The sequence below is a fragment of the Frankia sp. AvcI1 genome (assembly GCF_001420875.1).
Classification (GTDB): domain Bacteria; phylum Actinomycetota; class Actinomycetes; order Frankiales; family Frankiaceae; genus Frankia; species Frankia alni.
Genome location: NZ_LJFZ01000001.1, coordinates 458,132 through 477,091 on the forward strand (window position 1 = coordinate 458,132; position 18,960 = coordinate 477,091).

11 protein-coding genes and 18 pseudogenes are annotated in these 18,960 nt (G+C 73.7%); 17 read left to right on the top strand and 12 right to left on the bottom strand.

Annotated features, from left to right (window positions below; genetic code table 11):
• Position 1: 1 nt before the first annotated feature.
• The 11 genes and pseudogenes from UK94_RS36795 to UK94_RS01990 all read left to right on the top strand — a co-directional run.
• Positions 2-199, top strand: a pseudogene (locus tag UK94_RS36795) (glycosyltransferase family 2 protein); the annotation flags it as partial.
• Positions 200-469: 270 nt separating this feature from the next.
• The coding region (locus UK94_RS36800; protein ID WP_235486215.1) for a GtrA family protein at positions 470-762 on the top strand (293 nt) is incomplete at its 3' end.
• Position 763: 1 nt separating this feature from the next.
• Positions 764-862, top strand: a pseudogene (locus UK94_RS36805) (hypothetical protein); the annotation flags it as partial.
• 534 nt (positions 863-1,396) lie between these two features.
• Positions 1,397-1,542, top strand: a pseudogene (locus tag UK94_RS36810) (enoyl-CoA hydratase/isomerase family protein); the annotation flags it as partial.
• 50 nt (positions 1,543-1,592) lie between these two features.
• Positions 1,593-1,666, top strand: a pseudogene (locus tag UK94_RS36825) (hypothetical protein); the annotation flags it as partial.
• Position 1,667: 1 nt separating this feature from the next.
• Positions 1,668-1,945 (top strand): annotated as a pseudogene (locus tag UK94_RS36830) (enoyl-CoA hydratase/isomerase family protein); the annotation flags it as partial.
• 1 nt (position 1,946) lies between these two features.
• Positions 1,947-2,182 (top strand): annotated as a pseudogene (locus UK94_RS36835) (enoyl-CoA hydratase/isomerase family protein); the annotation flags it as partial.
• Between the two features lie 221 nt (positions 2,183-2,403).
• Positions 2,404-2,559 (top strand): annotated as a pseudogene (locus tag UK94_RS72585) (GntR family transcriptional regulator); the annotation flags it as partial.
• Between the two features lies 1 nt (position 2,560).
• Positions 2,561-3,201: pseudogene (locus tag UK94_RS01985) on the top strand (FCD domain-containing protein); the annotation flags it as partial.
• A gap of 383 nt (positions 3,202-3,584) precedes the next feature.
• The coding region (locus UK94_RS36845) for a PAS domain-containing protein (RefSeq protein ID WP_235486218.1) at positions 3,585-3,913 on the top strand (329 nt) is incomplete at its 3' end.
• A gap of 73 nt (positions 3,914-3,986) precedes the next feature.
• Complete coding sequence (locus UK94_RS01990) at positions 3,987-5,180, top strand: SpoIIE family protein phosphatase (RefSeq protein ID WP_268761187.1); 1,194 nt, start codon at positions 3,987-3,989, stop codon at positions 5,178-5,180.
• A gap of 89 nt (positions 5,181-5,269) precedes the next feature.
• On the opposite strand, the gene UK94_RS36850 is transcribed toward UK94_RS01990, so the two are convergent.
• The 7 genes and pseudogenes from UK94_RS36850 to UK94_RS02015 form a co-directional block, all read right to left on the bottom strand.
• Positions 5,270-5,481: pyridoxamine 5'-phosphate oxidase family protein (locus tag UK94_RS36850; RefSeq protein WP_235486099.1), on the bottom strand; the 212-nt coding region annotated here is incomplete at its 5' end.
• Between the two features lies 1 nt (position 5,482).
• Positions 5,483-5,635, bottom strand: a pseudogene (locus UK94_RS36855) (pyridoxamine 5'-phosphate oxidase family protein); the annotation flags it as partial.
• A gap of 284 nt (positions 5,636-5,919) precedes the next feature.
• Positions 5,920-6,965, bottom strand: a 1,046-nt coding sequence (locus UK94_RS02000) for a M20/M25/M40 family metallo-hydrolase (protein WP_235486101.1), incomplete at its 5' end; no start/stop codon positions are given.
• Between the two features lies 1 nt (position 6,966).
• Positions 6,967-7,266: pseudogene (locus UK94_RS36860) on the bottom strand (hypothetical protein); the annotation flags it as partial.
• Entirely contained in the window at positions 7,263-8,033 is a 771-nt protein-coding gene (locus UK94_RS02005; RefSeq protein ID WP_011605962.1) for a GNAT family N-acetyltransferase, read from the bottom strand. The gene UK94_RS02005 and the pseudogene UK94_RS36860, both read right to left, overlap by 4 nt.
• Entirely contained in the window at positions 8,030-8,977 is a 948-nt protein-coding gene (locus UK94_RS02010) for an NADP-dependent oxidoreductase (RefSeq protein WP_041939578.1), read from the bottom strand. The genes UK94_RS02005 and UK94_RS02010 overlap by 4 nt, the downstream gene beginning before the upstream one ends.
• Before the next feature lie 182 nt (positions 8,978-9,159).
• Positions 9,160-10,464: an LLM class flavin-dependent oxidoreductase gene (locus UK94_RS02015; RefSeq protein WP_011605960.1), complete on the bottom strand. Its 1,305-nt coding sequence runs from the start codon at positions 10,462-10,464 to the stop codon at positions 9,160-9,162.
• Between the two features lie 1,157 nt (positions 10,465-11,621).
• Between UK94_RS02015 and UK94_RS36865 the strand changes: the two genes are divergently transcribed.
• Together UK94_RS36865 and UK94_RS36870 are read left to right on the top strand one after the other, a co-directional pair.
• Positions 11,622-12,022, top strand: a 401-nt coding sequence (locus UK94_RS36865) for an SAM-dependent methyltransferase (RefSeq protein WP_268761164.1), incomplete at its 3' end; no start/stop codon positions are given.
• 1 nt (position 12,023) lies between these two features.
• Positions 12,024-12,458, top strand: a pseudogene (locus UK94_RS36870) (SAM-dependent methyltransferase); the annotation flags it as partial.
• A gap of 22 nt (positions 12,459-12,480) precedes the next feature.
• Here the strand turns inward: UK94_RS36870 and UK94_RS36875 are convergent.
• From UK94_RS36875 to UK94_RS02035, 5 genes and pseudogenes are all read right to left on the bottom strand, one after another.
• Positions 12,481-12,588, bottom strand: a pseudogene (locus UK94_RS36875) (large conductance mechanosensitive channel protein MscL); the annotation flags it as partial.
• 26 nt (positions 12,589-12,614) lie between these two features.
• Positions 12,615-13,014: pseudogene (gene mscL, locus UK94_RS02025) on the bottom strand (large conductance mechanosensitive channel protein MscL); the annotation flags it as partial.
• A 221-nt stretch (positions 13,015-13,235) separates the two neighbouring features.
• Positions 13,236-14,183, bottom strand: a 948-nt coding sequence (locus UK94_RS02030; RefSeq protein WP_235486103.1) for a PLP-dependent transferase, incomplete at its 5' end; no start/stop codon positions are given.
• Position 14,184: 1 nt separating this feature from the next.
• Positions 14,185-14,558 (bottom strand): annotated as a pseudogene (locus UK94_RS36880) (PLP-dependent transferase); the annotation flags it as partial.
• A gap of 48 nt (positions 14,559-14,606) precedes the next feature.
• Positions 14,607-15,667 (bottom strand): annotated as a pseudogene (locus UK94_RS02035) (2-oxoglutarate and iron-dependent oxygenase domain-containing protein); the annotation flags it as partial.
• A gap of 716 nt (positions 15,668-16,383) precedes the next feature.
• Between UK94_RS02035 and UK94_RS36885 the strand changes: the two are divergent.
• From UK94_RS36885 to UK94_RS02045, 4 genes and pseudogenes are all read left to right on the top strand, one after another.
• A pseudogene (locus tag UK94_RS36885) lies at positions 16,384-16,674 on the top strand (ABC transporter substrate-binding protein); the annotation flags it as partial.
• A 1-nt stretch (position 16,675) separates the two neighbouring features.
• A pseudogene (locus tag UK94_RS36890) lies at positions 16,676-16,982 on the top strand (ABC transporter substrate-binding protein); the annotation flags it as partial.
• A gap of 1 nt (position 16,983) precedes the next feature.
• Positions 16,984-17,904 (top strand): annotated as a pseudogene (locus UK94_RS36895) (ABC transporter substrate-binding protein); the annotation flags it as partial.
• 46 nt (positions 17,905-17,950) lie between these two features.
• On the top strand, positions 17,951-18,901 hold the full coding sequence (locus tag UK94_RS02045; RefSeq protein WP_011605953.1) for an ABC transporter permease: 951 nt from the start codon (positions 17,951-17,953) through the stop codon (positions 18,899-18,901).
• Positions 18,902-18,960 lie beyond the last annotated feature (59 nt).

Sequence of the window (18,960 nt, forward strand, 5' to 3'; positions counted from 1 at the left end):
NGATCTCGATGCGTTCCTCCCGCTGACGGCACCGTTGTTGTCCGGGCATTCCGAGATTGCCATAGGATCCCGACTTCGGCGCGGCGCCCGAGTCGTCCGCGGCCCGAAGCGGGAAATCATCTCCCGCTGCTACAACAGTCTGCTTCGGGTATTCTTCCGGAGCTCGTTCCGGGATGCCCAGTGTGGTTTCAAGGCAATGNGGTCAGACGTGGCCCGGATACTGCTGCCCGCGGTCCGCAACGATAACTGGTTCTTCGACACCGAGCTGCTGTTGCTGGCCGACCGTAATCGGTTGCGGATTCACGAGGTGCCCGTCGACTGGGTGGACGACCCGGACTCNCGGGTCGACGTCGTCGCCACCGCACTGGAGGACCTGCGTGGGATGTGGGGGGTGGGGCTGCGCATCCTCGCTGGTCGGGGGCGCGTCGAGCTGCCGGCCGAGCTGGCCTCGGCGCGGCTGCCGGCCCGGATGAGGGCCCAGCTCGGCCCGTTCGCGATCATCGGAACCATCTCGACCCTGTCGTACGTCGTCCTCTACGCCCTACTCAGGGCAGTCCTGTCGGCATTCGACGCCAACCTCCTCGCCCTGTGCGTCACGGTGGTGGGAAACACCTGGGCGAATCGCCGCTTCACGTTCCGTCGCACCGGCCGTCAGCGGTGGGCACGCCAGTTCGTGGAGTCCGCGATGGTCTTCGGGGTGGGCCTGATCATCTCCAGTGCGGCGCTGGCCATTCTGCATCTGCTGTGGCAGACCTCGGGGGTNCTCTCGGAGATAGTCACCGTGCTGGCCAGCGGCGTTCTGGCCACTATCGTCCGGTTTATGCTCCTGCGGGCGTGGGTGTTCCATCCGGATCGTGGCTGACCGTCCGTCGAGGTTTGGGTGGGCTGCTGTCGAGAATGTGGTGCCGGCGAGGCGGTTCCGAGCCCGTCGGTGGTGCGCGACGCCGACTGCGGTGGCAAATCGGGACCTCTCGCCGGTGTGGCGGTGGCACAGAGTGTGGCGAGTTGTCCGGCCTGTGTGATTCATCCCGACGGGCCCGGTCGGTTTCGCTGATCACGGAGGTACGTACTGATCCGGCGAGTTGCGTCGCGCGGTGGGCCCGCCGAGAACTTCGCATATCAGAGCCGCCTGGCCGGCCGGGCCGCCCGCCCGTCCGTCCGTCCGTCCGGCAGGACATTCGGCGGGCTGGNGGGAAAGGTTACCTGGAAGCCCGTAGGGAGGACGATTGCGGCGGCGGGCGCAGGTCGCCGTGAGGGCACCGACCCGGAAGGGTTGAACCGTCTTCGCCTACTGAGTTATATATGTTCCTCGAGTGCGTCGCCGTAGNGGCCGCGCCCTGTGCGCCGTCTGGCCCGCCGAGGCGCCGGCGGATCGCCGATACGAGGAGGCAACGCCATGCCGGCCGAGGTACCCGTGTTGAAGAGCGTCCTCGTCACGCTCGGTGATGATCATGTCCTCACCCTGACCCTCAACCGGCCTGACCGGCTCAACGCGTTCAACCAGGAGGTGCTGGACGACTTCCGGGCGATCTGGGACTTCGCNGCCGTCACCGACGACGTNCACGTCGTCGTCCTGCGGGCGCAGGGGGNGNGCGCCTTCAGCACCGGCGTCGACGTGGTCGAGGGCTACGACCTCGCGAAGGAGCCCCTCAAGCAGGTCGACCCGNCCGCCTACCTCTCCCCGAAGTTCAACCAGTGCTGGAAGCCGCTCGTGTGCGCGGTGCAGGGCATGGCCGCGGGCGGGGCGCTGTACTGGCTGAACGAGGCCGACATCATCATCGCCGGCGAGGGTGCGACCTTCTTCGACCCGCACGTCACCTTCGGCATGACCGCGGCGCTGGAGCCGATCGGGCTGGCGCGGCGCATCCCGATCGGCGAGGTGCTGCGCATGGCGCTGCTCGGTAACGACGAGCGGATGTCGGCCAGGCGGGCCCACGAGATCGGTNTCGTCAGTGAGGTCGTCCCCCGTGACCAGCTGTGGTCGCGGGCGCAGGACATCGCGGAGCGCATCGCCCGCCATCCGACCGTGGCGGTCCAGCAGACCGTGCGGGCGATCTGGGAGTCCCTGGACTCCACACGGACGCAGGCCCTGCGCACCGGCCTGCTCTACGTGCAGGTCGCGACCCCGCCGGGCACGTCACGCACCCAGCCGACGACCCGCGGCGGGTACGAGGTGCGGTGATGGTCACGTCGTCGGGCGCGCCCGCCGCCCGGTCCGATCCGGCAGGTATCGTTTTGCGACCGGGCACGCATCACGGGTCACCGGGGTCGCAATCGCCTCAAAGCTAACTAGGTTTACTCTGTAGTAGCATGGCTGTGTTGCCGCGATCCCGCGGCCCTGACCGGAAGTGCGGCGGTCATCCGCGGCGTCCGACGTTCTGTGCAATGCGAGGAGTCGATCCCATGGCCGCGCCGGTCTTCTCTCTGCCGGAGGGCCGGTCCGGGGCGGACGTGCGGTCCCCGAAGACGGCCGAACTGCTCACCCGCAGACTGCGCCGCATGATCGTCACGGGCGAGCTGCGCGACGGCGACTACCTGCCCCGCGAGGCGGAGCTCATGNCTCACTTCGGCGTCTCCCGCCCGACGTTGCGCGAGGCCGTGCGGGTGCTGGAGGCCGAGTCCCTCGTCGAGGTCCGTCGTGGCTCCCGCACCGGCGCCCGCATCCGGGTACCGGGCCCCGAGATGGTCGCCCGCCCGGCCGGGCTGCTGCTCGCCGTCGCGGGCACCACCCTCGGTGAGGTGCTCGTCGCGCGCCTCGGGATCGAACCGCTGGCCGCATGGCTGGTCGCCGACCGGGGTTCCGACGACGCGATCGCGGCGCTCGTCGCGGCGCTCGACGACCTGACCGCCAACCTGGCCCAGGACGACAGCGGTGGCGCCGTCGGAGCCGGCTTCGCCCGGTTCCACGAGGTCGTCGTCGAGCAGTCCGGCAACCGGGCGCTCGTGGTCACGGCCGGCATGATCCAGGAGATCCTCGCCCGGCACATGGCGACCGCGACGAGGTCGCACTTCGAGTCCGAGCCGGACGAGGTGCAGTTGCAGTACCGCCGGGCGGTCCGGGCCTACGAGAAGCTGATCAGCCTGGTCCGCGCCGGCGAGGCGGACGAGGCCGAGCGGTTCTGGCGTCGCCACCTGATCTCCGCCAACGAGTCGCTGCTGCGGGGCTTCGACGCGGCCGGTGTCATCGACATTCTCGAATAGTCCCGCGCGCAGCGGGCCCACGCTCGGTTCCGCCGACGCGAGCGTCGCTGCCGGGTCGGTCGGCTACGGGCCCCATAGTGTGCCCAGGGGTGCGCCGGGGGAGGATTACCGGGCAGGCCGGAGCATCGGTTCCGGCCCGCCCAGGTCGCGGCCACGGGCCGGGCGTCGATGCGAGGGGAGAGGGCGGCGCGGAGGTGGGACTGCGGGCAGGTCGCGCGGTCCGTGCACTGCGGGGCCGCTGGCCGGGACGAAGCCGCCCGGGCGACCCGCGGTATCTGGCCGACGCCGTCGCCGGACACACCGCCCCGGCGGGCCCGGCGGTGGTGCGTCCCACCGCCGAGGTCGCCGATCTGTCGCTGACCCTGGCCGGCGCCGGGATCGGCGTGTGGAGCTGGGAGCCGGCCAGCGGTCGGCTCGTCTGCGACGAACAGGCGGCCGCGCTGTGCGGTTTCGCCCCGGGCGAGTTCGACGGGACCATCGACGCCGCCCTCGCCACGGTCCACCCGGAGGACGTGGCGGACGTGCGCACGACCCTGTCCGACGCCGCCCGCACCGCCGGCGCCGTCCTGGAGGAGTACCGGATCCTGCGCCCGGACGGCTCGATCCGCTGGATCCAGGCCCGCGGGGCCGTGGTACGGGACGGCACGGACGGCGCGGCGCGGATGGTCGGGCTGGTCGGCGACGTCAGCTCGGTGCAGACGGACCGCGACGGNGGGGGCCCCGGCTCCACCGCGCTGTGGCGTGCCGCCCGCCTGCTCGACCTCACCCACGCGATCGGGCAGGCCCTGACCGTCGACGAACTCGGCGACGTGGTCGTGCACACCGCCGCCGCCGACCTCGGGATCGTCTTCGCCGCGGTCATGCTCCACGGTGAGGACGGCGAGCTCTACCGCAGCATCGTGCACCCGGAGACCTCGCCGGTCCTCGCGATGTGGCAGGCCCTGCCGATCCGCGGGCCGGCCGCCGCCGCCGACGTCGTGCGCGACCGGCGGCCCCGCTATCACCGCAGCCGGGCCGAGTACCTCGCCGACTACCCGGACCGGGTCCAGACGGTGCGGGTCCTCGGGCTGAACGCCAGCGCCCACCTGCCGCTGGTCGTCTCCGGCCGGCTCATCGGCGTCCTCGTGCTCGTCTGGAACCTGCCCCGCGACTTCGACCCGGGTGATCAGGCTTTCCTGCAGACCCTCGCCGGGATCTGCGCCCACGCCCTCGAACGGGCCCGGCTGTACGAGCGCCAGACGACACTGGTCGCCGTCCTGCAACGGGCGATCCTGCCGCAGCGGCTGCCCGATCCGGTCGGAGTGCGACTCAGCGCCCGGTACCTGCCGGCGAGTCGGGACGTCGGCATCGGCGGCGACTGGTACGACGCCATCGTGCTGCCGGACGGCGCGCTCATGGTCGTCGTCGGCGACGTCGGGGGCCACGGCCTCGGCGCGATCGCGATCATGGCGGAGCTCCACCAGGCCACCCGGGCATACGCGCTGCAGGGCCGGAGCCCGGCCGAGATCACCACCCAGCTCGCCGCGAACCTCGCCGGTCAGGGCGACGAGACGCTGGCCACCGCCGTCGTCGCCCACCTCACGCCGGGCGAGCGGTGGTTGACCTGGTCCTGCGCGGGCCACCCGCCGCCGCTGCTGATCGCCGGATCGTCCACGCGCTACCTCGAACAGGTGCACGGTCCGATTCTCGGCGCAGTGCCGGGTCACCAGTACGGACAGAGCGAGTTGTCGCTGCCGCCCGGCTGCCGGCTGCTGCTCTACAGCGACGGGCTGGTGGAGCGGCGGGGGGCGTCGCTGTCGCTGGGCCTCGACGCGTTCGCCGCCGCTGCCAGCGCCGGGGCCGCATCCGGCCCCGGCGCGGACGGCCAGCCCGGGCGCGGCGGTGGCCTGGAGGACCTGTGCGACGGGATCCTCACCGAGATCACCACCCCCGCCGGGCGCGACGACGACGTCTGCCTGCTCGCCGTCGGCCTGGACTGACACCCGCTCGGCTGCCGTCCGCCCGGCCGCTCGTCCGCCCGTCCGGCCGGCCGCCCGGCGCGGGCGCGTGGGGGTCAGGTGTGGGCGGGTCAGGAGTGGGCGACGACCCGGCCGGTCATCGACTCGGGCAGGATGCGCACCCAGTGCGGGTGCTCGATGCGGTCCGCCCACGGGGCGAGCCCGGTCTTCTCCAGCCGGGCCAGGGTCTGCCGGTCGGTGACCGCCACCGCCCTGCCGTTGATCAGGACGCTCCAGCCCGCCCGGGCCACCGGGTCGTGGCCGTCGACCTCGAATCCGACGGNGTCCTCCTCGAGCGCCGCGGCCAGCTTGGAGCCGGTGGCCGTGCGGAACGCGATCGCGTCCCCGTCCAGCACGTAGTTCACCGGCAGGACGAGGATCTCCCCGTCCGCGCGGAACGCGACCCGGCCCACCTGCTCGCCGGCGAGCAGCCACAGNCAGGTGGCCGCGGGCAGGACACCACCTCCGGCATGGTCGAGGGTGACGGTGGTCTTGTCGCTGGCGCTGGCGGTGAAACCTGGCGCGCCCACACTCGTCGATGTCATGTGTCTTCCCCTCGTCCGCTGGTGGGCGTCCGGACCGACGGGGCGCCCGGACCNCTTCGGCGATGCCCGGTTCGACGGTAGGTCGGTGCGCATCGGGAGTTCAGGGCCGATCGTCGTCCGCCTGCCGGGCCCTCCGGCACGGGTGTGCCCGTCCGGTCGGTGCCGCACGCGGTGCGTCAGCAGGTTCGCAGCAGCCGATCCAGCACGCGGGTGCCGAACTCCAGGGCCGCGACGGGAACCCGTTCGTCGACCCCGTGGAACAGCGCGCTGAAATCCAGCTCCGGCGGCAGGCGCAGCGGCGTGAACCCGAGGTGGCGGATCCCCAGCCGCTGGAACGACTTCGCGTCCGTCCCCGCGGCCAGCAGGTACGGCAGGACCCGCGCGCCCGGGTCCTCCGCCTCGATCGCCGCGGCGATCGCCGCCATCAGGGCGCCGTCGACGTCCGTCCGGACGGGCGGCAGGGTGTCCCACGCGGCCCGCACCCCCGGGCCGAGCACCTCGACCAGTTCGCGGCCGAACGCCTCCTCCCGCCCGGGCAGGAACCGGCCGTCCACGGTGGCGTGGGCCGTGACGGGAACGACGTTGGAGCGGTAGCCGGCGTCGAACAGGGTCACGTTCGCGGTGTCCCGCAGCGCCGCCCCGATCAGGCGCGCCAGCGGGCCGAGGCGGTCGACGGCCGACTGCGGATCGGCCTCGTCGAACGGGATTCCGGTGATGTCCGCGATCCCGGTGAGCAGCGCCCGGATCGGCTCGGTGAGCACCAGCGGGAAGCGGTGGACGTCGAGGCGGGCGACGGCCGCCGCCAGGGTCGCGATCGCGTTGCCGTCGTGCAGCATCGAACCGTGCCCGCCGCGGCCGCGAGCCGCCAGCCGCAGCCACATGCTGCCCTTCTCCGCCGTCTGGACCAGGTAGGCGCGCACGTCCTCGCCGCCGGTGGCGGAGCCCAGGGTGACGGAGAAGCCGCCGACCTCGCCGATCGCCTCGGTGGCGCCCTCGAACAGGTCGGGGCGGTTGTCCACCAGCCAGCGGGCGCCGTGCCAGCCGCCGGCCTCCTCGTCGGCGACGAACGCGAAGATCAGGTCCCGCGGCGGGATGGCTCCCTCGCGGCGCAGCCGGCGAGCCACCGCCAGCATGATCGCCACCGCGCCCTTCATGTCGACGGCGCCGCGTCCCCACACGTAGCCGTCGCGCACCTCGCCGGAGAACGGGTGCACCGACCAGTNGGCCGCGTCCGCCGGGACGACGTCGAGGTGACCGTGCAGAAGCAGGGCGCCCCGCGACGGGTCGGCGCCGGGCAGCCGGGCGACGACGTTGCCGCGCCCGGGTGCGCCGGACTCCAGGTAGGTGACGTCGTAGCCGACGTCGGCGAGCCGGCCGGCCACGTACTCGGCCGCGGGCCGCTCCGTGCCCCGGACGTGCGGGTCGCCGTGGTTGCTGGTGTCGAACGCGATGAGGTCGCTGGCCATCGCCACCGCCTCGCGGGCGGCGACCCGCCGCCCCGCCGACAGGTCGGCAGCGCTCACACCGCCGGCTCCCCGGCGCCCGGGCGCGCGGCGAACGGCTCGTCGGCGTTGGCGTCGGCCTGGGCGGGCACGGGCACGCCCGCGGCGCCAGGGACCCGGGCGGCGCGGAAGGTCACCGTGCGCCGCAGCCGGAAACCGAGGGCCTCGTAGAGGCGGATCGCGTTCGTGTTCGTCGCGGCGGCGTGCAGGAAGGGGATCTCGCCGCGGGCGCGGATCCCGGCGGCGACCGCCCGCACGAGCCGGGACGCCAGCCCCGTCCCCTGCTGATCCGGATCGGTGCAGACGGCGCTGATCTCGGTCCAGCCCGGTGGGTGCAGCCGTTCCCCGGCCATGGCGACCAGCGCCCCGCCGCGGCGGATGCCGAGGTAGGTGCCCAGCGCGATGGTGCGGGGCAGGAACGGGCCGGGGCGCGTGCGGGCCACCAGGTCGAGCATTTCCGGGACGTCCGCCGGGCCGAGGCGCACCGCGTCGTCGTCGCCGACCGCGTCGACGCCGGCGTCGATCATCTGGACCCCCGGACCGAAGCCGACCTCCTCCCAGCCGGGCGGAAGGTCCGCGTCGACGCCGGTGAACGGCACCAGGGCGCCCGGACCGAGCAGCGTCGCCAGGTCCCGCCAGGTGTTCTCGTCCGGCTCGTCGGGCAGGGCGATGAACGGGCACACATCCGCCGGGTAGCGCAGCACCTCCCCGCGCCGCTCGGCGAGGTGCGCCTGCGGGCCGAGCAGGGCCGAGCGGGCAGGATTGTCCAGGACGTGCCGGTTCGTCACCCGGCGACCTCGATCACGATCTTGCCGCGGGCGTGACCGGTCTCCACCGCCCGCAGGGCCGCGTCCGCCCGGTCCAGCGGGTAGACGTCGCTGACGTGGGGGTCCAGCACGCCGGCCGCGACGAGGCCGGCGACGGCGTCGAGCACGTCCGCGTTGCGGGCCCGTTGCACGGCCACCCCGCCGAGGCGGGTGACCGTCGCCGTGTCCGCGGCCGTGACCAGCCGCGGCGGGGCGTCGGCGGCGGCGTCCCCGGCCGCCGGGGGGAGCACCCCGGCGATCTCCTCGAGCGCCGCACCGCCGACGAGATCGTAGATCGCGTCGACGCCCTGCGGCGCGACCGCGCGGACCCGGTCGACGACGCCGGGTCCCGGCTCGACCCAGGCGACCCCGAGGGACTCGACGAGGTCCTTCTTCCCGGCACTGGCCGTGCCGACGACGGTGAGCCCGGCGTGCCGGGCGATCTGCGCGGCGGCCACGCCCACCCCGCCGCCGACGCCGGTGATCAGCAGGGTCGCGCCGGGCGGCAGCGCGAACTGGTGCACGCCGTCGTACGCGGTTGCCGCCGCGACCGGCAGGGCGGCCGCGTCGCGGAAGCTCACCGCGGCCGGCTTGTGCGTGGCCAGCGCCGCCGCGAGCAGGGCGTGCTCGGCGTAGGCGCCGCCGACGGTGATCCCGAGGACCTCGTCGCCCACCGCGAACCCGGTTACCTGGGGGCCCAGGCCGGTGACCACGCCGGCCGCCTCCAGCCCCAGCACGACGGGGAACACCGGGTCGGGCAGTCCGGGGATCGACAGCCCGTCGCGCAGCTTCCAGTCTGCGGGGTTGACGCCCACCGCGCGCACCGCGATCGCCAGCTGACCGGGGCCGGGCTCGGGCGCCGGCAGATCGGTGAACGTCTCCACCTCGGGGCCGCCGTTCGCGGTATAGACGTATGCCTTCGGCACCGTAGTCCTTCCCTTCGTCACTGGTCCACGTCAACGGACCGCTGCCCGCGGTCCGGTCCAACGGTCCGCGTCGACGGTCCGCTTCAACAACGGTCGTCGCCGTCACCTTCCGCATCGTCGGCCGGGGCGCCGGACCCGTCACCGCGTCACCCGGTTCGGTCCCGTTCGCCCCGGGGGAGGCCTCAGCCGTGCCGGCGGGTCCACTCCGCGGCCAGCAGCTCGTAGGAGCGCACCCGGTCGGCGTGCTGGTGGGTGATCGTGGTGACGGCCAGCTCGTCCGCGCCGGTCGCCGCCGCGAGCTGTTCGAGCCGGTCGGCGACGGTCGACGGGGAGCCGACCAGCTGGGTGGCGACCCGGTCGGCGACCAGGTCCCGATCGGCGTCGCTCCAGGTGTGCGCGGCGGCCTGCTCGGGAGTCGGGAACGGGATCGCCCCCGCACCGCTGCGGATGCTGCGGACCCACAGCCCGTAGCCGGCGGCCAGTCGGGCCGCGCTGGCGTCGTCCTCACCGACGACGACGTCGGCGGAGACCGAGACGTAGGGCGCGGCGAGATCCGCCGACGGCTCGAACGCCGCCCGGTACGCCTCGACCGCGTCGAGCACCGTGCTGGGGCTGTGATGGTAGGAGGCGGCGAAGCGCAGCCCCCGCGAACCCGCCACGGAGGCGCTCGACCCGCCGGACGCCCCGAGGATCCACACCTCCAGCGCCGCGCCGGTCCCCGGCCAGGCGCGGGCCGTCTGGCCGTCGGCGGTGTGGTAGGTGTCGCGCAGCAGGGCGAGGATGTCGTCGACCTGGTCGGCGTACTCGGGGGTGTAGGCGCCCGGCTGCTGCAGCAGCGACAGGGTCACCCCCAGCCGGGGCGAGCCGAGCAGCCTGCTGAAGTCGAACCGGCGGGGGATCAGCAGGCCGTTGGCGGCCCGCTGGTCGGTGCTGTGGTCGACCCCGCCGAGGCTGGCCTGATAGGCGGCCGCCGCGGCCGAGACGAGGGCCGGCGCCGGGGTGGGAGTCGCCGCGCCGTCCCCGGGTCCGCCGCCATCAGGTCCGCCGTCGCCGGGTCCGCCGTCGCCGGGTCCGCCGTCCGCGCCGGCCGGGGCCGCGCCGTTGGGGGTCGCGCCGTTGGGCGTCGCGCCGTTCTTCGGGGCCGGCCGGCCCGGTGAGCGGCCGATGCCGAGGTCCAGGCGGCCGGGGTGCAGCGCGTCGATCAGCCCGAACTCCTCGACGACGGCCAGCGGCGTGCGGTGCCCGCTCTGCACGCCCGCCGAGCCGAGCCGGATCGTCGACGTCGCCCCGGCCACCAGCGCGATCGCCACCGCGGGGGACACGCCGAGCAGGCCGGGGTTGAGGTGATGCTCGGCGAACCAGTACCGCCGGTACCCGAACGCCTCGGCCTGCCGGGCCAGGTCGACGGTGTTGCGCAGCGCGTCGTTCGGGCTGTCACCGGCGCTGACCGGAACGAGATCGAGGACGGCCAACGGGATGTCTGCCATGTCTGGCCTTTCGGTCGAGGCGGGTGGGGCTGGTGCCGGTGCCGGGCCGCCGCCGCGGTGCGACCGAGGGCGTGGGCGTCGCTCCGACGGTCGTCCGGGCACGGGGTGCCGATCGCGGCGGCATGGACTGCGGGCGGGAGATCGGCGCGGCCCCGGCCAGCCCTGCGGTCCAGCCGCTGGCCGCCGCGACGCGCCGGGCCCCGCGCGGCCGTGCGGCCGGTCTTGTCGCGGAGGCTTCCACCGGTGGGCGGCCCGGCTCTGGGGACGGTCGGGTGATGCGGCGCGGCGGTCCGGACCGTCGCCGGGCCGGTCAGGGACCGGGACAGCGGCTGCTGGACGAACGCCGCAGATCGATCACGAGCCGCCGGGTGAGCCGCCACCGGGTGGACCGGCTGCGCGGCAGGCCCCACCGTGCGTCCGCGGGACGCCGATCGGATGCCGCCGGCATCTCACCACTCCCTCGACTCGGGCCCGCGCTCGACCCGGGCCACGGATCCGGCTCGTGCGTGGGGCGCTGGGGAACGCGGCCAAGCCGCCGCAGGACCGCCGGCGATCGACCGGCCGCGACCGGGAANCGAGCGGTCCGCCCGAGGCACCCCCCTGGGGCCCGGCGCAGAGGCCTGACCAGGGTGAACCTAATCGCGAAAGTCGACTATGTCCATAGGCCTACTGGGGTCCCGCGGCCCTTCCGGCTCCAGCGGCCCTTCCGGGTACGACGGCCGCCTACCGGGGTTCGGCGGGGTGGGCTACACCAGCACTGACACTCATTGTTGCGAATGATGTCCCTGGGCGGATGGGGCCTCCCTGGCGAGGGGGACGCCCGACTCGGACCTGACGCCCGACTCGGACGCGGCGGCCGGTCTGGACGTGGCGGCCGGTCTGGACGTGGCGCCCCATTCGCAGGTGGCGGAGCGCCGGCAGGCCGAGGCGTCTACCGCCGGCCGGCCGGCGGGCCGCGGAGGCCCTGGAAGGGATCACCCTCCCCTCCAGGGCGCGCCCGGATGAGGGACATCGCTCCCACGGACGTCGCGTCTGCGCCGGTCCTGCCCGGTGGACCGCGCCGCCCGCAGGGATGGAAAGATCCGGTCTGGGCGGACGACGCGCCGGGGCGTGGCCGCCACGGCCACGTGCCGGGGAGCAGAGGGGCGGGGCGGGACGTGCAGGCAGACGCGGGGACGAGCGGACGTGCGCGATCGGTCGACCTGCGGGAGGACATCCCTCACTCGGCCCGCATGTACGACTACTACCTCGGCGGCAAGGACAACTACGCGGCGGACCGGGAGGCGGCCGAGCAGGCGCTGGCGGTCTTTCCCCACCTGCGCACCTACGCCCGGCAGAACCGGGCCTTCCTGCACCGGGCCGTGCGGTACCTGGCGGCCGAGGCCGGGGTGCGGCAGTTCGTCGACGTGGGCACGGGCATCCCGACCTCGCCGAACCTGCACGAGATCGCGCAGCGGGTCGCCCCGGACGCACGCATCGTCTATGTCGACAACGACCCGATCGTGCTCGTCCATGCGCGGGCGTTGCTGACCGGAACGCCACAGGGCCGGACCGTCTANGTCGACGCGGACCTGCGCCGCCCCGACGAGATGATCGCCGTGCCGGAGTTCGCCGCCACCCTCGACCCGGCGCATCCGATCGCGCTGTCGCTGATCGCGATCCTGCACTTCTTCCCCGACGCCGACCGGCCCGCGGACATCGTCGCCCGGCTGTGCGAGCGGCTGCCCGCCGGCAGCTTCCTCGTCGTCAGCCATGGCACGGCCGAGCTCGCGCCGCAGGCCGCGGCGCGGGTCGCCGAGGTCTACAACGGCCGCGGCATCCCGTTCCAGACCCGCGACCGCGCCGAGCTCACCGCCCTGCTGCCCGCCGGGTGGGAGCTGGTCGAGCCCGGCGTCGAGGTCCTGCACCGCTGGCGCCCCGAGCCCGGCAGCGACCCGGACCTCATCGCCGACGCCGACATCAGCGCCTACGCCCTGATCGCCCGCAAGTCGTAGGCGCCGCCCGCTGGGGTGGGGGTCAGTGCTGGGTCTCCTCGGCGGCGATCACCGCGCCCGCCTGCGTCGCCTCGCTCGGCTGCTCGGGCAGACGCCGGCCGTCGCCGGCGAGCAGGTCGCGGATCTCGGTNAGCAGGCGCGTCTCGTCGCTGATCNCCGGCTCGGAGTCGGGTACGGGATGGCCGCGCCTGCGCAGTTCGTTGGCCTTCGCCAGCGGCAGGACGACCACGAAGTAGACGACCGAGGCGACGAGCAGGAAGGTCACCACGGTGTTGAGGAACAGTCCGTAGCGGAACACGCTGTGGTTGATGCTGAAGGACAACCCGGCGAAGTCCGGCTTTCCGCCGACCGCGGCGATCAGCGGCGTGAGCAGGTCGTCCACCATCGCCTTGACGACGGCGGTGAACGCGGTACCGATGATCACCGCGACGGCCAGGTCGACGATGTTCCCGCGCATGAGGAACTGCTTGAAGCCCCCGAGGCCCGGCTTGATCAGCCGCACGGACGGCTCGACCACCTCCCGACCCCGCCCGATCACCTTCCTGATGCCGAACACGCCATCTCCTCGCCAGCTCTGTACGGACCCGTCGGGCACACCCCCCGGGGCGGGCGGGCGGCGCCCAGGAGAGCGTTCGGCCCGCCCGACGCGAGTCCGTTATCGCCCGGCGAAAGCGGATTCAATCCCGCCGGTCGGGCGGCAGCGCCTCTGTCGGGCAACCCCGAGGAACCGGCGGGTCGTCGCCAGCACGGAAGGGGAACCCTGCGGGCCCGCCGGGCTCAGCGTTGCTTGGCGGCGCGGAAGCCCCGGTCCAGGTCGGCGAGGATGTCCTCGATGCCCTCGATGCCCACCGACAGCCGGACGAGTTCCTCGCTCACCCCGCTGTCGACCTGCTCGTCGGGGGTGAGCTGGGCGTGGGTCGTGGACGCCGGGTGGATCGCCAGCGAGCGGACGTCGCCGACGTTGGCGAGGTGGCTGTGCAGCTCCAGGCCCTCGATGAAGGCCCGGCCGGCCGCCGCGCCGCCGCGGATCCCGAACGCCAGTACCGCCCCGGCCCCGCGGGGCAGGTAGCGCTGGGCCGCCGGGTACCAGCGGCTGTCCGCCAGGCCCGGGTAGGCCACCCAGCTGACCTCGGGACGCTCGGCGAGCCAGGCGGCCACCCGGGCCGCGTTGGCGCTGTGGCGCTCCATCCGCAGCGACAGCGTCTCCAGCCCCTGCAGCAGCAGGAACGCGTTCACCGGGGACAGCGCCGGGCCCAGGTCGCGCAGCAGCCGGGCGCGGGCCCGCACGATGAAGGCGGTCTCGGCGAACGCCTCGTGGAAGACCAGGCCGTGGTAGGCGGGGTCGGGGGTGGTGAAACGGGGATGGCGCCCGGCCGTCCAGTCGAACCGCCCGCCGTCGACGATGACGCCGCCGATCGACGTCCCGTGCCCGCCGATGAACTTGGTCGCCGAGTGCAGCACGATGTCGGCGCCGTGCTCCAGGGGACGGTTCAGGTACGGCGAGGCGAGCGTGTTGTCGACGATCAGCGGCAGCCCGGCGGCGTGCCCGACCTCGGCGACGCCGGCGATGTCCAGGACGTTGCCCCGCGGGTTGCCGATCGTCTCGCCGTACAGCGCGACGGTGTTCGGGCGGATCGCGGCTTGCCAGGCGTCCAGGTCGTCCGGGTCGTCGACGAACGTCGTCGTGATGCCGAGCTCGGCCAGCGTGTGCTTGAACAGCGCGTANGTCCCCCCGTACAGCGATGTCGACGACACCAGGTGGCTGCCGGCGCCGGCCAGGTTGAGCACCGCCAGGGTCTGCGCGGCCTGGCCGCTCGCGGTCGCCAGCGCCGCGACCCCGCCCTCCAGGTCCGCGACGCGCTGCTCCAGGGCGTCGGAGGTGGGATTGACGACCCGGGTGTAGGTGAAGCCGACCTCGGCGAGGGAGAACAGGTCGGCCGCGTGGCGGGTGTCGTCGAACACGAACGACGTGGTCTGGTAGATCGGCACCGCGCGGGCGCCGGTCGCCGCGTCGGGCGCCGCTCCGGCGTGGATCTGCCGGGTCTCGAAGCTCCAGCCGGTCGGGGAGGTCGTCACGACGGGATCCCTCTCTTGTGACATCAGTAGGCGCCGTGACCGGTGGGCTGGTCGGCGGGGGTCTGGGCGGCNGTGGGCTGGGCGACGTCCGCATAGTGGCGGCGGGCCACCTCGGGATGGCTGCGCAGCCAGCTCTTCAGCGTGTTCACGCCGTGCTGCGCGAAGATCGGGTTGTGCGGGTCGGGCGGGGGAGCGTCGCCGATCTCGCGCAGGAGCTCCGCGGGCAGGGGGACGGGTTCGAGGGTCGCCGACAGCCGCGGGCCGAAGAAGAACGCCACGGACAGCCGTTCGTGGCCCGGCGGTGGACTGACGACCCGGTGCACCGTGGCACGGTAGTAGCCGCGGGTGGCCAGTTCGAACATCTCCCCGATGTTGACGACGAAGGTCCCGGGCCGCGGCGCCGCGTCGATCCAGCCGCCGCTGTCGTCGGCGACCTGCAGCCCCGCGGCCGGCTCGACCGCCTCCCCTCCGCGCAGCGCCCGGACGTCGTCCTGGAGGACGAAGGTGAGGAAGCCACCGTCCTTGTGGGAGCCGACGCCCTGGTCGTAGCCGGCGGGGTGGGCCGGGGGTGCGGCCAGGTAGCGGATCAGCTTCAGGTGCGAGCGGGGTTCGTCGGCGAAGGTCCGGTCGAGGTGGTCGGCCGGCAGCCCCAGCGACTCGGCGAAGGCCCGGACCAGCAGCCGGGACAGCCCGCCGAGCTCGTCCATGTAGGCCAGCACGCTCGCGCGCAGCTCGGGAACCTGGGCCGGCCACTGGTTGGGACCGTCGAGGCGCAGGTACGCCGGGTCGTCGGGGCCGAGTGCCCGGGCCGGGCGTTCGTCGGAGATGTCTATCTGCTCGCGGATGTCGGGATTCCCGCGGGTGATCTCGTGGCCCAGCCGGGTGTAGCCGCGGAAATGCGGCGAATGCACGTTTTCGATCGCCAGCTTCGCCGCCTCGGCGAGATGGAAGAAGCGGCGGCTGACGTCGAGCACGGCCGCGGTCCGCGCGGCGGGGATCCCGTGCCCGGTCAGGTAGAAGAAGCCCGGCCCGTGGCAGGCCGCGCGCAGGTCGGCGAGAAACCGCGCGCGGTCGGCGGTGCCGGCCAGAAACGGGCCGATGTCGAGCGTGGGCAGTGTGCGGGCGCTGGTCACAGCGGTGAGCCTTCCGGCGCGTCGGTGTCACGGGTGGGGGAGCGGCGCCGTCGGGGACGGCGCCGTCGGGACGGCACGGTCATGAACGGCGCGGTCATGAACGGCGCGGTCGGGGACGGCGCGGTCAGGGACAGAGCCGGCTGGCCACCAGCATGTGATCGACCGGGCGACGCCGGGTGAGTCGATTGCGCGAAGCCACCAAAGCCACCCCGCCACTGTGCCAGGCGGCGGAGCGGTCCGTGCGGCGTCCGCCCACCACCGCCCGGGGCGTTGCGGGGTGTTCTGCGCGCCTCTGGACCGATCGGCGCGCACCTGGTTACAGTCAGGCCGTGGGAACTGGACGGCCGCCACGGTTCGTGATTCTGGACGCGTTCTGGAATTCCCGTCGCGCGCACCACTTCGACCAGGTCTGTTGTTGATCGTCGTCTGACGACGCCAGGCCGGCCGGCCGGCGGCCGTGCGTTCGGCTGGGCGTGTCGACGCCGCCGCGCGCGGCCGACACGCAAGGCTGATCTCGTCACCCCGCTCCTCGTTACGTGCCCCGTTCTCGTGGCGTGCTCCGTCGGCGGATCGTCGCCGATGCGGAGCGCCGCCGCGGGCGAGGGCGCATTCTCGGCGCGGCCGTTGCGCGGCCCGCCGCCGTCATCCTTCCGGCCGCCGGGCGCGGGATTTCCGTGCGCCCGACGGCGTCATTGTTGCCTCGAAAGGGGCGCGTGATGAGAATCAGAACCTTTGCCGCCGCTGTCGCCGTCGCCGGCCTGGCGCTGGCGGCCTGCGGGTCGGACGGCGAGGACGGCCCGACCGGCGGCCCGGCGTCGACCGGCGGTCGCGCCCATCCCGACGCCACCGTGACCATCGGCGCCGTCCTCGAACCGACGAGCCTCGACATCACCCGCACCAGCGGGGTCGCGGTCGGCCAGATCCTGCTCGGCAACGTGTACGAGGGGCTGGTGAAACGGGACCAGAAGGGGGTGGTGAGCCCGGCGCTCGCGACGTCCTACACGATCNCCCCGGACGGCCTCACGTACACGTTCACCCTCGCGGGCAACGCCGCCTTCCAGGACGGCGCCCCGGTGCGCGCCGCGGACGTGGTGTCGTCGCTGACCAAGGTGATCGGGCCGAACTCGACGAACCCGCACGCCAGCGACCTGGCCTCCCTCTCCGCGGTCACCAGCCCCGACCCGCGCACGGTGGTCCTGACGCTGAAAGAACGTGACAGCGGGCTGCTGTTCAACCTGACCGGCCCGGCCGGCGTCGTCGTGCGCGAGGGCGCCACCGGCCTCGACGGTCATCCCGACGGCACCGGGCCGTTCCGNTTCGACTCCTGGCGGCGCGGCGACAGCATCACCCTCGTGCGCAACGACGCCTACCGGGGGCCGAAGGCCAAGGTCGCCCGGGTGGTCTTCCGCTACCTCACCGACGCGAACGCGCAGAACAACGCGGTGCGCACCGGTCAGGTCGACGTCGGGGTGATCTCCGACAACGACCTGATCGAGGCCTACCGGGGCAACCCGAAGTTCACCATCGCGGAGGGCACGACCACCGACAAGTTCACCCTGGCGTTCAACCAGGACCGTGGGCCGCTGGCCGACGCCCGGGTCCGGCACGCGATCCGCCAGGGCATCGACAAGGACGGGCTGATCAAGGTGCTCGGCGCCGGGACCCGGATCGGCTCGCCCGTGCCGCCGTTGGACCCGTGGTACTCCGACCTCACGAGCATCGACCGCTACGACCCGGCGAGCGCGCGCCGGCTGCTCGCGCAGGCGGGGCACGGCGGCGGGCTGCGCCTCGGCCTCACCGTCCCGAACATCTACCCGCCGAGCATCGGCGACTACGTCACCTCCCAGCTACGCGAGATCGGCGTCACCGTCGACCTGCACCGCGTCGAGTTCCCCGCCTGGCTCACCGGCGTCTACACCAAGCACGACTACGACCTGAGCATCGTCGACCACGCCGAGGCGCGTGACCTCGCCTTCTACGTCAAGCCCGGCTACTACTTCGGCGACCGCTCCCCGCAGGCCCGCGACCTCGCGAAGGCCGGTGCCACCGCCGCCTCCGACGCCGAGCGCGACACGGCCCTGCGTGGCCTCGCCCGCCGCTACTCCGAGGACGCCATCGCCGACTGGCTCCTGCTCGCCAAGGCGCGGCAGGTCGCCCGGGTCGGCGTCACCGGTTACCCGACCGACAACGTCTCCGCGACCTACGACCTGTCGAAGATCGAGGTTGTGAAATCGTGACCTGCCCGGGTGGTGGTCGCGGCCGTGGGGGTGGGGCGGCGCGCCGATGGCGATGATCCTCCTGCGGCGGCTGGGCCTGCTGGCGGTCTCCCTGGTCGTCGCCAGCCTGCTCGTGTTCGCGCTGCTGCGGCTGCTGCCCGGTGACGCCGCCGACGTGTTGGCCGGGACGTCCGCCTCGCCCGACCAGGTGCTGCGGATCCGCCACGAGATCGGCGCCGACCGGTCCCTGCCCGCGCAGTACCTGGACTGGATCGGCGGCGTGCTGACCGGGGACTTCGGGGTCTCGGCGCTCAACGGGGCCACGGTGTCGGGGGAGCTCGCCGAGAAGCTGACCGTGACCGCCCCGCTCGTCGGCGCCGCCACCGTGCTGGCGCTCGCGGTCGCCGCGCCGCTCGGTGTCCTGGCGGCCGCCCGCCACCGGCGGACCTCCGGGGTCGCCCTGTCGGCGCTGAGCCAGCTCGGCCTCGCGGTCCCGACGTTCTGGGTGGGGCTGATGCTGGTCACGGTGTTCGCGGTCGACTGGCGGCTGCTGCCCGCCGGCGGGTTCCCCGCGGACGGCTGGGCCGATCCGGTCGCGGCCGTACGCGCCCTCGTGCTGCCGGTGGTCACCCTGGCGGTGGTGGAGGCCGCGGTGCTGCTGCGTTTCGTCCGCTCGGCGACCCTGGAGGTGCTGCACGCCGACTTCATCCGGACCGCCCGGGCGAAGGGCCTGACCCGCGGGCAGGCGCTGCGCCGGCACGGGATCCGCAACGCGGCCCTGCCGGTGGTGTCGATTCTCGGCCTGGAGTTCGCGACGTTGCTGCTCGGTGCCGTGGTGGTCGAGAACGTGTTCGCGCTGCCCGGGCTGGGCGGGATGCTCGTCGCCGACATCGGCAACCGAGACCTGGTCAAGGTGCAGGGCACGGTGCTGCTGGTCACCACGGCCGTGCTCGTCGTCGGTTTCGGCGTCGACCTGGCGCACCGGCTGCTCGATCCGCGGCTGCGCGGCGCCCGGTGACCGGCTCGGTGCGGGCGCTGGCCCGCGGCGTGTGGGGCAGCCGGTCCGGGCGCCTCGGC